The organism is Microbacterium sp. LTA6 (assembly GCF_045690355.1).
Classification (GTDB): Bacteria; Actinomycetota; Actinomycetes; order Actinomycetales; family Microbacteriaceae; genus Microbacterium.
Map to the genome: position 1 here is coordinate 3,185,822 of NZ_CP147855.1, position 14,128 is coordinate 3,199,949.

The 14,128-nt window shown below is 67.7% G+C and carries 11 protein-coding genes, 1 tRNA gene and 1 other RNA gene; 10 read left to right on the forward strand and 3 right to left on the reverse strand.

The window, feature by feature from the left end:
• Window positions 1-22: 22 nt before the first annotated feature.
• Window positions 23-2,749, reverse strand: a complete 2,727-nt coding sequence (gene aceE / locus LTA6_RS15140) for a pyruvate dehydrogenase (acetyl-transferring), homodimeric type (protein WP_341974568.1) — start codon at window positions 2,747-2,749, stop codon at window positions 23-25.
• A 153-nt stretch (window positions 2,750-2,902) separates the two neighbouring features.
• On the opposite strand from aceE, the gene LTA6_RS15145 reads away from it, so the two are divergent.
• The 3 genes from LTA6_RS15145 to LTA6_RS15155 all read left to right on the forward strand — a co-directional run bounded on the left by LTA6_RS15145 (window position 2,903) and on the right by LTA6_RS15155 (window position 4,525).
• Window positions 2,903-2,978: transfer RNA gene (locus LTA6_RS15145), tRNA-Val, on the forward strand.
• 73 nt (window positions 2,979-3,051) lie between these two features.
• Window positions 3,052-3,618, forward strand: coding sequence for a hypothetical protein (locus tag LTA6_RS15150; RefSeq protein WP_341974569.1), 567 nt, complete (start codon window positions 3,052-3,054; stop codon window positions 3,616-3,618).
• 19 nt (window positions 3,619-3,637) lie between these two features.
• Window positions 3,638-4,525, forward strand: a complete 888-nt coding sequence (locus tag LTA6_RS15155; RefSeq protein WP_341974570.1) for a TIGR01777 family oxidoreductase — start codon at window positions 3,638-3,640, stop codon at window positions 4,523-4,525.
• Between the two features lie 17 nt (window positions 4,526-4,542).
• Here LTA6_RS15155 and LTA6_RS15160 read toward each other — a convergent pair whose 3' ends face one another.
• Window positions 4,543-5,394: an aldo/keto reductase gene (locus tag LTA6_RS15160; RefSeq protein WP_341974571.1), complete on the reverse strand. Its 852-nt coding sequence runs from the start codon at window positions 5,392-5,394 to the stop codon at window positions 4,543-4,545.
• Window positions 5,395-5,437: 43 nt separating this feature from the next.
• Here LTA6_RS15160 and LTA6_RS15165 point away from each other — a divergent pair, with 43 nt between their 5' ends.
• The 4 genes from LTA6_RS15165 (at window position 5,438) to rnpB (ending at window position 8,700) form a co-directional block, all read left to right on the forward strand.
• Complete coding sequence (locus LTA6_RS15165) at window positions 5,438-5,860, forward strand: YchJ family protein (protein WP_341974572.1); 423 nt, start codon at window positions 5,438-5,440, stop codon at window positions 5,858-5,860.
• Window positions 5,857-6,588, forward strand: coding sequence for a C4-type zinc ribbon domain-containing protein (locus LTA6_RS15170; protein ID WP_341974573.1), 732 nt, complete (start codon window positions 5,857-5,859; stop codon window positions 6,586-6,588). The genes LTA6_RS15165 and LTA6_RS15170 overlap by 4 nt, the downstream gene beginning before the upstream one ends.
• A 70-nt stretch (window positions 6,589-6,658) precedes the next feature.
• Complete coding sequence (locus tag LTA6_RS15175; protein WP_341974574.1) at window positions 6,659-8,314, forward strand: bifunctional 3'-5' exonuclease/DNA polymerase; 1,656 nt, start codon at window positions 6,659-6,661, stop codon at window positions 8,312-8,314.
• 14 nt (window positions 8,315-8,328) lie between these two features.
• An RNA gene (rnpB, locus tag LTA6_RS15180) (RNase P RNA component class A) lies at window positions 8,329-8,700 on the forward strand.
• Between the two features lie 63 nt (window positions 8,701-8,763).
• On the opposite strand, the gene ppgK is transcribed toward rnpB, so the two are convergent.
• A complete protein-coding gene (gene ppgK / locus LTA6_RS15185; protein ID WP_407358191.1) occupies window positions 8,764-9,510 on the reverse strand; it encodes a polyphosphate--glucose phosphotransferase in 747 nt (248 codons plus the stop codon).
• 68 nt (window positions 9,511-9,578) lie between these two features.
• Between ppgK and LTA6_RS15190 the strand changes: the two genes are divergently transcribed.
• The 3 genes from LTA6_RS15190 to LTA6_RS15200 are packed head-to-tail and all read left to right on the forward strand — an operon-like array spanning window position 9,579 to window position 14,116.
• The gene (locus LTA6_RS15190; protein WP_341974578.1) at window positions 9,579-9,794 is read left to right on the forward strand and encodes an SPOR domain-containing protein; all 216 of its coding nucleotides are present in this window, start codon (window positions 9,579-9,581) and stop codon (window positions 9,792-9,794) included.
• A gap of 2 nt (window positions 9,795-9,796) precedes the next feature.
• Window positions 9,797-11,134, forward strand: a complete 1,338-nt coding sequence (glnA, locus tag LTA6_RS15195) for a type I glutamate--ammonia ligase (RefSeq protein WP_341974580.1) — start codon at window positions 9,797-9,799, stop codon at window positions 11,132-11,134.
• 6 nt (window positions 11,135-11,140) lie between these two features.
• Window positions 11,141-14,116 (forward strand): bifunctional [glutamine synthetase] adenylyltransferase/[glutamine synthetase]-adenylyl-L-tyrosine phosphorylase, encoded by a 2,976-nt coding sequence (locus LTA6_RS15200; RefSeq protein ID WP_341974581.1) that lies wholly within the window; start codon window positions 11,141-11,143, stop codon window positions 14,114-14,116.
• Window positions 14,117-14,128 lie beyond the last annotated feature (12 nt).

Genomic DNA, 14,128 nt, shown 5'->3' on the forward strand with positions numbered 1-14,128 from the left:
GGACGAACCTGTCACCGAGAGCTCAGCTCTCGCCGCCCGCGTTGCCGCTGGTCCCGGCGTTCACGTCGTGCAGTCGATACTTCTCGATGGCCTGAGCGGCGAGCGAACGATCGACGACGCCGTCGTCGGCAAGCGACTGCAGCGTGCGCACCACGATCGACGGGCCGTCGATCTTGAAGAAGCGACGCGCTGCCGCGCGCGTGTCGGAGAAGCCGAACGTGTCGGCTCCGAGCGTCGCGTACCGCTGCGGCACCCACGGGCGGATCTGATCCTGCACGGCGTGCATGAAGTCACTGACCGCGACGACCGGTCCCTGAGCATCCCGCAGCTTCTCGGTGAGGTAGGCCGTCCGCGGCTGCTCGTTCGGGTACAGGAAGTTGTGCTCGTCGGCGGCGAGGCCGTCGCGGCGCAGCTCGGTCCACGACGTGACCGACCAGACATCTGCGACGACACCCCAGTCGTTCTTCAACAGCTCCTGGGCCTCGAGCGCCCAGGGCAGACCGACGCCGGAGGCGAACAGCTGCGCGCGGTGTCCTTCGCCGGTGCCCTCGGAGACGCGGTGGATGCCACGGACGATGCCATCGACATCGACGTTCTCCGGCTCGACCGGCTGAACGATCGGCTCGTTGTACAGAGTGATGTAGTACATCACGTTCGGGTCGGGGTGGTTCCCGCCGTACATGCGCTCGAGTCCGGTACGCACGATGTGCGCGATCTCGTAGCCGTATGCCGGGTCGTAGGAGACCGTGGCGGGGTTCGTCGAGGCGAGCAGGTGTGAGTGCCCGTCCGCGTGCTGCAGCCCCTCACCGGTGAGCGTCGTGCGACCGGCTGTGGCGCCCATGATGAATCCGCGGGCCATCTGGTCGGCAGCAGCCCACTGGGCGTCTCCGGTGCGCTGGAAGCCGAACATCGAGTAGAAGATGTAGATCGGGATCAGCGGCTCGCCGTGCGTGGCGTACGACGTTCCGGTCGCGGTGAAGGCGGCGAGAGCGCCCGCTTCGTTGATGCCGACGTGGATGATCTGGCCCTGCGGGCTCTCCTTGTAGGCGAGGAGCAGCTCACGGTCGACCGACGTGTAGTGCTGGCCGTTCGGGTTGTAGATCTTCGCCGTCGGGAAGTACGCGTCCATGCCGAAGGTGCGTGCCTCGTCCGGGATGATCGGCACGATGCGGTGACCGAAGTCCTTGGACCGCAGGAGGTCCTTCAGCAGTCGGACGAACGCCATCGTCGTGGCGATCTCCTGCGAGCCGGAGCCCTTCTTGGGGAGGGCGTACGCGGAGTCATCCGGAAGCGACAGCCCGACATGCGTGGAGCGGCGCTCCGGCAGGTATCCGCCGAGGTTCTTGCGTCGTTCCAGCATGTACTGGATGGTCTCGTCCTGAGCGCCCGGGTTGTAGTACGGGGGCAGGTACGGGTTCTCCTCGAGCTGCGCATCCGTGATCGGGATGTGCATCGTGTCGCGGAACGTCTTGAGGTTGTCCAGCGTCATCTTCTTCATCTGATGGGTCGCGTTGCGGCCCTCGAAGTGCGGACCCAGGCCGTAGCCCTTGACCGTCTTCGCCAGGATGACGGTCGGCTGGCCCTTGTGCTCGACGGCGGCCTTGTACGCGGCGTACACCTTGCGGTAGTCGTGGCCACCGCGCTTGAGCTGCCAGATCTGGTCATCGGTGTAGTCCTTGACCAGGGCGGCTGCGCGCTCGTCACGGCCGAAGAAGTGCTCGCGGATGTAGGCGCCGGACTCCGTCTTGAAGGTCTGGTAGTCGCCGTCCGGAGTGACGTTCATGATGTTCAGCAGCGCACCCTCGGTGTCGCGTGCGAGCAGGTCATCCCATTCGCGGCCCCAGACCACCTTGATGACGTTCCAGCCGGCGCCGCGGAAGAACGACTCCAGCTCTTGGACGATCTTGCCGTTGCCGCGGACCGGGCCGTCGAGGCGCTGCAGGTTGCAGTTGATCACGAAGTTCAGGTTGTCCAGGCCCTCGTTCGCGGCGACCTGGAGCTGACCACGGCTCTCGACCTCGTCCATCTCGCCGTCGCCGAGGAACGCCCACACCTGAGATGCGGAGGTGTCCTTGATGCCGCGGTTCTCCAGGTACTTGTTCGACATGGCCTGGTAGATCGCGTTGATCGGGCCGAGGCCCATCGACACGGTCGGGAACTGCCAGTAGTCCGACATCTGGCGCGGGTGCGGGTAGGACGGGATGCCGAACGGCGCACGGGACTGCTCCTGACGGAAACCGTCGAGGTTGTCCTCGCTCAGCCGGCCCTCGAGGAAGGAACGGGCGTAGATCCCGGGGGAGGCGTGACCCTGGACGAAGATCTGGTCTGCGCCGCCGGGGTTGTCCGCACCGCGGAAGAAGTGGTTGAAGCCGACCTCGTAGAGCGCGGCCGACGATGCGTAGGTGGAGATGTGGCCGCCGACGCCGATGCCGGGACGCTGCGCGCGGTGCACCATGACAGCGGCGTTCCAGCGCATCCAGGCGCGGTAGCGGCGCTCGACGTCTTCATCGCCGGGGAAGTCGGGCTCGTTCTCCGAGGCGATGGTGTTGATGTAGTCCGTGGTCGGGACCATCGGCACGTTGAGGTGCAGCTCCTTCGAGCGCTTGAGAAGGCTGAGCATGATCTCGCGGCCACGTCCGTGGCCCTTCGAGTCCACCAGCTCGTCGAGCGACTGCTGCCACTCACCGGTCTCTTCCGGATCGCTGTCGAGGGGGCCCTGGGAGTACGGATCCTGGTCGTGGACGGTCACGGTGGAGCCTTTCGTCAAGCTGGCGGTTCTCGCCGGGAAACGGGAAGCGACGCGGGGGAGTCTTGTCGACTCGACACAACGCACGCCGGAATCAGCCTAGCCCTCTTCTACGACGACGCGGATCACTGTGGCATGGATAGACTGATCGGGTCAGGGCCTTTAGCTCAGCTGGTAGAGCGCCACGTTTACACCGTGGATGTCGTCGGTTCGATCCCGGCAGGGCCCACCACAGTTCCTCGTTGCACTGAGATCGCCTGCTCCGCCGGGAGTGCGGACAGAGCTGCACCTGCGAGGATCGAACGGTGACTGAAATCCCGCTCTGGCTCCGACCGACTTCCGCAGGCTGGCGTGTCGTCGTGGACGACGACCGTACGCATATGGACGTGCTGGACCCCGCCGGTGCTCGACAGGCTCGCGTGCCGATCAAACCGACGGAGACCTTCACCGGACCCTTCGCCGACAGGATGAACTCCACGACGAACAAGGCGTTCGAAGACAACGGGCCGCAGCTCACGTTCGCCCGAAGACCTGTTCCGTTCGAACTGCCCGGCAGCGGTGACACCGGAACTCTGACGCCGGGTGCGGCGGACGGGAAGCGTTCGACCAAGAGCATCGTGATCGAGCTCCGAGGCCGGCACTACGTCTTGCGCCACACCTCGAGCAGCAAGGCCGACGTGCTCCGCGACGGCTCCCTGATCGTCACGTTCTCGAAGGGACGTCAGAACGGCGTGCTTCAGTACCTTCGCACCGACCTTGTCGGACTGGATGCGACGGACGAGATCGCCCTCACCATCTTCGAGAAGCTGGGTCGCCCAGGCCGCGCCGGGGCGATATCCGACTTCTTCACTGCCCTGTCGAACCTGTCCTGACGTACCGGGAGGAAGCACCATGAAACGTCGCATTGTCATCAGCGGAGCATCCGGTCTGATCGGCTCCGCGCTCTCAGACTCGTTGCGCGCCGACGGCGCGGAAGTGACGACACTCGTGCGTCGCCCACCGCGCGATGGTTCTGAGATCCAGTGGGCGCCGGGGGAGCATCCGCTCCACGCCGATATCCTCGCCGGGGCTGACGCCGTCGTCGCGCTCGGCGGTGCCAGCGTCGGCCGGCTGCCGTGGACGCGGGCTTACCGGCGAGAACTCGTCCGCTCCCGCCTGCAGGCCACTGGCTCGCTCGCCACCGCGTTGCGCGCCCTGGGAGCCGATGCTCCGGCTTTCGTCTCCGCGTCTGCCGTGGGCTACTACGGCTCGGCGCCGAGCGCCGTTCTCGACGAGAGCTCGGCGGCCGGCGACACATTCCTCGCGAAGCTCTGCGTCCGCTGGGAGGATGAGGCACGGCGCGCGGGCGACGACGTCAGGGTCGCCCTGTTGCGCACCGCACCCGTCATCCACCCACGCGGCGTGCTCAAGCCCCTGATCACTCTCACCAGGCTCGGCATCTCCGGCCCGCTTGGGACGGGCACCCAGGTCTGGCCGTGGATCTCGCTCGATGACGAGGTGCGGGCGATCCGGCACGTCATCGACGAGCAGCTGGACGGACCGGTCAACCTAACGGGACCCACAGCAGCCACCGCGAACGACATCGGACGCGCCCTGGCCCGAAAGATGAATCGGCCGTTCTGGCTACCCGCTCCCGCGTGGGCGCTACGTTTCGGACTCGGAGCGGCCGCGGATTCCCTGCTCCTCTCCGACGCCGACGTGCGACCGGCCGCTCTGGAGAAGTCGGGCTTCCGCTTCACGCACGTGACAGCGCAGGAGGCCGTCGACGCCGCGGTCTGACGAGGGTCGACGGCCTGCTACGACTCCTCGTGCGTCGCCGGATCCCCGTTGAACAGTCGTCCGTCAGGCCTGCCCAGCGCCGTGATCGCCGCGACCTCGGCATCGTCGAGGACGACGGCTGCCGCGGCGAGGTTTGCGACCTGGTGCTCCACCGACGAAGCCTTCGGAATCGCCACCGTGCCCCGGGCGACGTGCCACGCGAGCACGGCCTGAGCAGGGCTGATGCCGTGCGCCGAGGCGATCTCCCCGATGATCGGCTCGGCGAGTACGTCTTGACCTCGCCCGATCGGACTCCATGCCTCGGTGAGGATTCCGCGTTCCCGGTGGTACGCGAGCTGCTCCTCCTGTGGGAAGTACGGATGCACCTCGATCTGATTCACAACGGGGCGGACCCCTGTCTCGTTCTCGATGCGCTCCAGGTGCTCCGGCAGGAAGTTGGACACGCCGATCTGGCGCACGGTGCCGCGTTCCTGAGCCTCCACGAGGGCCGTCCAGGCCTGCAGGTACTCGTCCTGCGCAGGATTCGGCCAGTGGATGAGATGCAGATCGGTGACGCCGACGCCGAGCCGGAAGCGGCTCTCTTCGACACTCGTGCGGGCACGCGCTACGGGGTGGTGCCGACCGGGGAGTTTCGTGGTGACGATGATCTCGCCTCGGTCCACTCCGGAATCCCTGACGCCCTGACCGACGGCGCCTTCGTTCTCGTAGTTGAAGGCGGAGTCGACGAGTCGGTAACCGGCGTCGAGGGCGCCGGCCACTGCGGCCGCACCGGCTTCGCCGTTCAAGCGATATGTCCCGAGGCCGATCGCGGGGAGAGCGAAGCCGTTGTGGGCGGCAAACAGGGGGACGGTGACGGGCTGAGTGCTCACGGTGCTCCTTCGAGGCGGACTGGCTTCAGCGTACGCTGGGGCGATGGTCTCAGCAGGTGACGTTGCCCCAGATGACCGCTGCCCCTGCTTCTCGGGAGATCTCTACCGCGGATGCTGCGGTCCACTGCTGGAAGGCGCATCCGCCCCGACGGCTGTCCGCCTGATGCGCTCGCGATATACGGCCTTCGCGGTCGGCGATGCCGAGTACCTCCTGGCGACCTGGCATCCGTCCACGAGACCGCTACGCGTCGAGATCGACGACGAACTGGTCTGGCGCCGGCTCGTCGTCCTGGAAACGGTCGCGGGCGGACCGTTCGACCGGGAAGGCGTCGTCGAGTTCGAGGCGCTCTGGCGACAGGGCGACGAACGCGGCGTGATGCACGAGCGCAGCCGGTTCGTGCGGGAAGACCGTCGCTGGCTGTACGTCGACGGCGGTGTCGCGCCAGCGACTAGGTTGGAAGGGTGAACGCAGCCCCGGAACACCAGCGCATCCTGCTCGACGTCGCCGACCTCGATCGGCGCATCGCGCAGGCCGAGCGTGCGCGTACCCAGCCGACGCAGTCCGGGCGGATCAGTGAACTCGCCGCGCTCCGTCAGGAGCAGCTGCGAGACCTCACGGCCCTCACCGGAACACGCGAAGATGCACGTACCGAACTCGTCCGGCTGGAGGCCGACGTCAAGGTGGCCGAGCAGCGTCGCGCACGCGATGCGGATCGGCTCGCCGCCTCTGCGAACTCCAAGGAGGCGCAGGCTCTCGAGCATGAGCTCGCCAGCCTGGCCAAGCGGCTCAGCGACCTCGAAGACGCCGAGCTCGACGTGATGGGCCGCGTCGAGGATGCAGATGCCGCCGTCGCGGCGCAGCAGGCACTCATCGATGCGACCACCGCCGAGGGCACTGAGCTCACGGTGCAGGCAAAGGCCGACATCGCGGCGGCGACCGAGCTGATCGCCCAGCTCGGACGCGATCGCGCTGCCGTCACGGCGCCGCTCCCGGCTGACCTCCTCGCCGAGTACACGCGGCGCTCCGCGAAGACCGCCGGAGCGGGACTGCTCACTCGAGGCACCTGCGAAGGATGCCGCATGGTGCTCTCCAGCACCGATCTGAACGACATCCGCCGTGCCGCGCCCGACGCCGTGATCTCCTGCCCCGAGTGCGGCTGCATCCTGGTGCGTACCGAAGAATCCGGCCTGTGATCTTCCGCCGGGGCGCTCGACGGCGGTGACCGCCACGCCTCGACCAGCTCCAGAACGCCGGATCGCTCTCGTGGAGACCGCACCGAACGCGTTCCTGGCGATCGAGGTCGACGAGCTCGGCGTCGAGACGAGCCGTGTGCCGCTGGACGCGACCGGTCTCATCGACTGGGTGCGAGAGGTCGAGGCTGCGCAGACGCCGCGCTGGATTCTGCGCAGCGCCAGACAGATCTATCCGCGACTCCTCGAGGCCGGTGTACGCCTCGCCCGCACGCACGATCTGATGCTGTGCCACGCCATCCTCCGGGACACGGCCTCGGTGGAGCATCCGCTGCCGCCGTCCCCGGATTGGGTGCCCCGCGAACTCGTCGTCGAGGCGCCGGCGCTGTTCGACGTGGACGAGCGCTCGGCTGGCGACCCGGTCACCGAACTCCTCGACCAGTACCGTGCGCACCGTCGAGTCATCGGTGAGGCAGCCGACGGCCGGTTGACCCTCCTGTGCGCGGCGGAGTCGGCGGGCGGACTCGTCGCCGAGGAGATGCGCGCTGCGGGGCTGCCCTGGGACGTGGCCGCCCACGAGGCGATCCTCACCGAGACGCTCGGAGCCCGCCCGATCGCTGGCGGTCTGCCCAGCGGGATGGTCGCACTCGGCGAGAAGGTGCGGGCGATCCTCGACGACCAGACGCTGCATCTGGACAGTCAGCCCAAGCTGCTCAGGGCGCTGCACCGGGTGGGCGTGCACGTGGAATCGACAGGCCGGTGGGAACTGGCCGAGCATGATCACCCCGTCATCGAACCCCTGCTGGCGTACAAGAAGCTCTCGCGCCTGCTCAGCGCCAACGGTTGGTCGTGGCTGGCCGAGTGGGTGCACGACGGACGCTTTCGCCCCGTCTACATCACCGGCGGTGTCGTCACCGGCCGCTGGGCATCATCGGGTGGCGGAGCGCTCCAGGTGCCGCGGAGTCTCCGGCCGGCGGTCAGGGCTGATCCCGGATGGATCCTGGTCGTCGCGGACGTCGCCCAGCTGGAGCCGCGGATGCTGGCGGCGATGGCGCACGATGAGGCGATGGCCAGAGCGGCGCGGGGGACCGACCTGTATGCCGGTGTCGTCGAATCCGGTGCCGTCAGCACGCGCGAAGAGGCGAAGTACGCGGTGCTCGGGGCGATGTACGGTGCGACGACCGGAGACAGCGGTCGCCTCGTTCCGCGGTTGCGCAAGGTCTACCCGCGGGCGATGGGGCTCGTCGACGAGGCAGCGCGTGTCGGGGAAGACGGCGGCGTCGTGTCGACCTGGCTGGGCCGCTCGTCGCCGCGTCCGTCCGCCGAGTGGGCGACGCTGCAGTCGCGTGCCACCGCCGCGGATGCCGATGCAGCGGAGGTGAACGTGGCCCGACGGCGTGCGAGGGACTGGGGGCGGTTCACCAGGAACTTCGTCGTGCAGGGCACGGCCGCGGAGTGGTCGCTGATCTGGCTCGCCGAGCTGCGCCACCGGCTGCAGCGCCTTCCCGCTGCGCGGACGCCGGCACCGGCATCCGGGCCCTTCGCCCACGAGGCTCATCTGGCGTTCTTCCTGCACGACGAGGTGATCCTGCATGTTCCCGAGGAGTGCGCGGATGCCGCCGCCGAGGCCGTCCGTGAGGCCGCGGCCGCTGCGACCCGCCGTCTGTTCGGAGCGTTCCCGATCGATGTTCCGCTTGATCTGCGGATCGCGCGCTCGGCCGAGAAGTAGACTGGGCCTGCGAATGGGTCGACTGGACGGTCGCGTGGCGGGAAACCGCACCGAGGAACGTCCGGGCTCCACAGGGCAGGGCGGTGGGTAACACCCACCCGGAGCAATCCGCGAGAAAGTGCCACAGAGAGTAGACCGCCGGAACCTCGCTCGTCGAGGATCCGGTAAGGGTGAAAGGGTGGTGTAAGAGACCACCGGGGGCCGTGGTGACACGGCCCGCCAGGTAAACCTCGCCCGGAGCAAGGTCAGACAGAGGATGTTGACGCGGCTCGCCGAGTCCTCGGGTAGACCGCTGGAGCGGCACGGCAACGTGTCGCCGAGAGAGATGGCCGTCGAAGGGGCGAAGAACCCCGGAACAGAACCCGGCGTACAGGTCGGCCCATTCGCCTACACACGCAGAAGGCCCCGCTGGATCAGCGGGGCCTTCGTGCGTTCGGATTCGTCTGAGGTCAGTCGCCGGCCAGGGATGCCGCGCCGATGATGCCCGAGTTGTTGCGGTGGATCGCGGGAACGATCGGGGTCTTGAGCTCGAGCAGCGGGAGGAAGTCGCCGGCGTTCTTCGATACGCCGCCGCCGACGACGAACAGGTCGGGGCTGAAGAGGAACTCGATGTGCGAGTAGAACGCCTGCAGGCGCTCGGCCCATGCGGCCCAGCTGAGGCCCTCGCGTTCGCGTGCCGAGGTCGCTGCCCACTTCTCCACGGAGTCGAAGGTGCCGAAATTCAGGTGCCCGAGTTCGGTGTTGGGGATCAGGACGCCGTCATAGAGGAACGCCGAGCCGATGCCGGTGCCGAGCGTCGTCATCAGGGTCAGACCGCGAACGTCCCTGGCGGCGCCATGACGAGCTTCAGCGACGCCGGCGGCGTCGGCGTCGTTCACGAAGACGATGTTGCGTCCGAGACCGTCGCGGAAGAACCGCTCGGCGTCGAAGTCCACCCATTCCTTGGAGACGTTCGCTGCCGACAGCGTCTTCCCGTGCTTGACGATCGCCGGGAAGGCGACGCCGAGAGGAAGAGTCGAGTCGTGCACGTCAAGGGTCTTGAGGACCGTCTGCACCGCCACGAGGACATCCTGCGGTGATGCGCCTTCGGGGGTGGGGACGCGCACCCTGTCGGATGCCATGGTCCCGTGGTCGAGATTGACGATTCCTGCCTTGATGCCAGTGCCGCCGATGTCGACGCCGATTGCTTGAGCCATGGCCGATAGCTTAGCGAGCGGTGGTACTCCCAGTAGGATCGATGACAGTTGATGAAGGGACTTGGACCATGTCAGACGGCGATCAGAAGTACTGGTACAACCTCAAGACCGCGCAGGTCGAGTTCGGGATGATCTCGCCGGCGGTTGACCGCGTCGGCCCGTTCGACACCGAGGCTGAGGCGGCTCGCGCACCGGAGACGCTGGAGGAGCGTTCGCGCGCCTGGGCCGAAGACGACGCAGCAGACGACGGCTGGGCTCCCGGCAAGGGCGCTGGCGGAAAGTAACCATGGACAAGCAGAGGGATTTCGTGCTCCGCACGATCGAAGAGCGCGGCGTGAAGTTCGTCCGGCTGTGGTTCACGGACGTCATCGGCACGCTCAAGTCGGTCGCCATCGCGCCGGCCGAGGTCGAAGGCGCGTTCGCGGAGGGCATTGGTTTCGACGGCTCCGCCATCGAAGGCCTGACCCGCAGCTTCGAGTCCGATCTGCTTGCGCAGCCGGATCCGACCACTTTCCAGACCCTGCCGTGGCGCGGTGAGATCGACCCGACCGCGCGGATGTTCTGCGACCTCACGACTCCCGACGGCCAGCCGGCAGTGGCCGATCCGCGTCACGTGCTCAAGCGTGCGCTGGCGAAGGCTGCGGACGCCGGTTTCACGTTCTACACGCATCCGGAGATCGAGTTCTACCTGCTCAAGTCTTCCTCGTTCGGTCCTGAGGGTCCGGTCCCCGTCGATTCCGCCGGCTACTTCGACAACGTTCCAGGCGGTACGGCGCACGACTTCCGCCGCCGCTCCGTGCGGATGCTCGAAGACCTCGGCATCTCTGTGGAATTCAGCCACCATGAGGGCGGACCGGGTCAGAACGAGATCGATCTGCGCTACGCCGACGCGCTCACGACTGCAGACAACGTGATGACCTTCCGTACCGTCATCAAGGAGGTCGCGATCGAGCAGGGCGTGTACGCGACGTTCATGCCGAAGCCGCTCGGCGGCCAGCCGGGCAGCGGTATGCACACGCACATGTCGCTGTTCGAGGGCGACCAGAACGCCTTCTACGAAGAGGGCGCGAAGTACCAGCTCTCCAAGACCGGTCGACACTTCATCGCGGGACTCCTCAAGCACGCCAATGAGATGGCTGCGGTCACGAACCAGTTCGTGAACTCGTACAAGCGTCTCTGGGGCGGAGATGAAGCGCCGAGCTTCGTCACCTGGGGGCACAACAACCGCTCGGCTCTGGTGCGCGTGCCGATGTACAAGCCGAACAAGGGCCAGTCATCCCGCGTCGAGTATCGCGGACTGGACTCCGCGGCCAACCCGTATCTCGCATACGCGCTCATGCTCGCTGCGGGCCTCAAGGGCATCGAGGAGGGCTACGAGCTGCCGCCGGAGGCCGAGAACAACGTCTGGTCGCTCAGCGAATCGGAGCGACGGGCCCTGGGTTACTCGGCGCTGCCGACCAGCCTGGACCACGCCCTGGAATTCATGGAGGGGTCGGAACTCGTCGCCGAGACGCTGGGGGAGCAGGTGTTCAACTACGTGCTGCTCAACAAGCGCAAAGAGGTCGAGGCCTACCGCAGCCAAGTGACGCCGTTCGAGCTGAAGAGCAACCTCGAGCTGCTCTGAGCCCGTATGGCACGCCTGGACGATTCCGTCTCGCTCTCCGCGCTCGCACGCCTCGGATTCGCGGAACTCAGCGCAGCTGCAGAATCCCTCGCCGAACTGGCGACGCTGCTCGGCCGTGAGCGCGCGCTGCTGCTCGAAGACGTCGGAGCCGCCGATCCCGACGCCGCGGTTCTCGGGATGCTGCGGGTCGCTCGCCGCGACCCTGCGCCGCTGCGGGCGCTGAGCGACGACCCGGCTGCCCGGCGCAGAATCTGGCGCGTGTTCGGAGCGTCGCAGGGGCTTGCGGACTTCTTCCTGCGTCATCCCGGGGAGATCTCCGTCCTCGGTGAGGCGACGGACGAGCTGCCGACGGCGGAGCAGCTGCGCGACGACCTGCTCGCCTCGGTCGGGGCCCGCGACGGGTTCGCTGAAACCGGCGACGATGCGGCTCTCGTCGCGTTGCGAGTCGCCTACCGCCGCAGCATCGCGGCGATCGCGGCCGTCGACCTCGCGCATCCGGATCCGACCGCCTTGGTGGCGGCGGTGTCGGCCGCCCTGGCCGATGCGGCCGGTGCAGCACTGGAGGCGTCACTCGCCGTCGCCCGTACGCGCCTGCTGGACACGACCGGCCGCGAAGAGATCGCGGCGACGCAGCTCGCGATCATCGGGATGGGCAAGGCCGGTGCGCGGGAGCTGAACTACGTCAGCGACGTCGATGTGATCTTCGTCGGAGGAACCGCGGACGAAGATGTCGTCGCGGAGCCCAAGGCCATCGACATCGCGACCCGCCTCGCCCGGGAGACGATGCGCGGACTCAGCGGCATCGAGGTCGAGCCCCCGCTCTGGGAGGTCGACGCGGCGCTGCGCCCCGAGGGCAAGCAGGGCGCGCTCGTGCGGTCGCTGGCCTCGCATCTGGCGTACTACGACCGCTGGGCGAAGAGCTGGGAGTTCCAGGCGCTGCTGAAGGCTCGGCCTCTTGCGGGGGACCAGGCGCTCGGCATCGAGTACATCGCCGCCGTGCAGCCGAAGATCTGGTCCAGCGCCGCCCGTGAGGACTTCGTCGACAGCGTGCAGCGGATGCGCGAGCGCGTCATGGAGCACATCGACCCGGAGGACGCGCCGTACCAGCTCAAGCTCGGCTCCGGTGGCCTGCGTGACATCGAGTTCACGGTGCAGCTGCTGCAGCTCGTGCACGGGCTCACCGACGCCACTCTGCGAACGCGCGGGACCCTGGAGAGTCTCGACGCGCTCGTCGAGGGCGGGTACATCGGTCGAGCCGAGGCGGCGACGTTCGCCGACGACTACTGCATCCTTCGGCTCATGGAGCACCGGCTGCAGTTGCGAGAACTCAGCAGAACGCACCTCATGCCGCGCACGCCGGCCGGGCTGCGCATCCTTGCCCGGGGCAGCGGCCTCGCCGAAACGGGCGACGGCATCTGGGAGCGTTGGGAACATGTCCGCCGCGAGGTCCGAGACATCCATACGCGCCTCTTCTACCGGCCGCTGCTGAGCGCTGTGGCTTCACTGCCGGAGGAGGAGCGCACTCTCTCCACGGAGCAGGCGCGCGATCGACTCGCCGCCATCGGATTCCGCGACCCGGCAGGCGCTCTCCGCCACATCGGCGCCCTCACGACCGGTCTCAGCCGCAAGGCGACGATCCAGCGCCATCTGATGCCGATCATGGTGCGCTGGTTCGCGGACGGCAGCGACCCCGACTACGGCTTGTTGGCGTTCCGCCGGATCAGCGAGCGTCTGGGCGACACCCCGTGGTTCCTCCGGATGCTGAGGGACTCATCCGGAGCGGCCGAGAGCCTGACACGACTGCTGTCGTCGTCGCGCTACGTCGGCGAGCTCATGGACGGGTTCCCGGAGTCCGTCGCCTGGCTCGACAGCGCAGAGCTCCTCACGCCGCGCGGACAGTCGGCCCTCGACGAGGAAGCCAGGGCCATCCAGACCCGGCATGGCACGACCGGGGATGCGCTGCGCGCGGTGCGTGCGCTGCGCCGCCGCGAGCTGCTGCGCACTGCGATGGGCGGCGTGCTCGACGTCCTCTCGATCGAGCAGATCGCCACCGCGCTCACCGAGATCACGGACGCGACGATTCAGTCCGCCTTGCGCGCCGTTCGTCGTGAGATCGTCCCGCCCGAAGACGATGCGCTGGACTTCGCCGTGATCGGGATGGGTCGATTCGGCGGTGCTGAGCTCGGGTTCGGCTCGGATGCGGACATCCTGTACGTCTATGACGCGAACGGGGTCGATCCCCAGCGTGCGCAGACCCTCGCCGCTCGTCTCGTCGCAGCGCTCCGCGAGCACCTCACCGATCATCGTGTGCCTCTCGATCTCGATGCCGACCTCCGACCCGAGGGCCGCAACGGGCCCGTCGTGCGTTCGATCGAAGCGTACGCGGAGTACTACCGCCGCTGGTCGCTCTCCTGGGAGGCGCAGGCGCTCCTCCGGGCGCGCGGCGTCGCCGGAAGCCTCAAGCTGATCGCGAAGTTCACCGCGATGGCCGATGCCATCCGATACCCGGCGACGGTCGATCTCCAGGGCCTCCGCGAGATCAAGCGCATCAAAGCCCGCGTCGAGGGGGAGCGGCTACCGCAGGGCGCCGATCCTCGACGGCATCTGAAGCTCGGACCCGGGTCGCTCAGCGACGTCGAGTGGCTGGTGCAACTCGTGCAGCTGCAGCACGCCCACGACGTGCCAGGGCTGCGGACGACCTCGACGCTCGGTGCGCTCGATGCCGCTGTCGCATCAGATCTGATCCCGGAGCAGGCCGCGGAGCTTCTTCGGGAAGCTTGGCGCCTCTCCAGTCGGCTGCGTTCCGCGATCACGCTGCTCACCGGGCAGACCAGCGACGTGCTCCCCACGGACCGCAGGCAGCTCGACGCCATCGGCCGTCTGCTCGGATATCCCGATCGCTCGGCCACCGAGGTGGAGGAGGACTACCTCGCCGTCACTCGTCGCGCACGGCGTGCCTTCGAGCAGCTGTTCTACGGCTGATACGGCCGAGTT

What these genes read in the sequence shown, in the direction of transcription:
- LTA6_RS15155 (WP_341974570.1), top strand. Translation starts at nt 3,638, where the DNA reads ATGAAACGTCGCATTGTCATCAGCGGAGCATCCGGTCTGATCGGCTCC.
- LTA6_RS15165 (WP_341974572.1), top strand. Translation starts at nt 5,438, where the DNA reads ATGGTCTCAGCAGGTGACGTTGCCCCAGATGACCGCTGCCCCTGCTTC.
- ppgK (WP_407358191.1), bottom strand. Translation starts at nt 9,510, where the DNA reads ATGGCTCAAGCAATCGGCGTCGACATCGGCGGCACTGGCATCAAGGCA.
- LTA6_RS15190 (WP_341974578.1), top strand. Translation starts at nt 9,579, where the DNA reads ATGTCAGACGGCGATCAGAAGTACTGGTACAACCTCAAGACCGCGCAG.
- glnA (WP_341974580.1), top strand. Translation starts at nt 9,797, where the DNA reads ATGGACAAGCAGAGGGATTTCGTGCTCCGCACGATCGAAGAGCGCGGC.
- LTA6_RS15200 (WP_341974581.1), top strand. Translation starts at nt 11,141, where the DNA reads ATGGCACGCCTGGACGATTCCGTCTCGCTCTCCGCGCTCGCACGCCTC.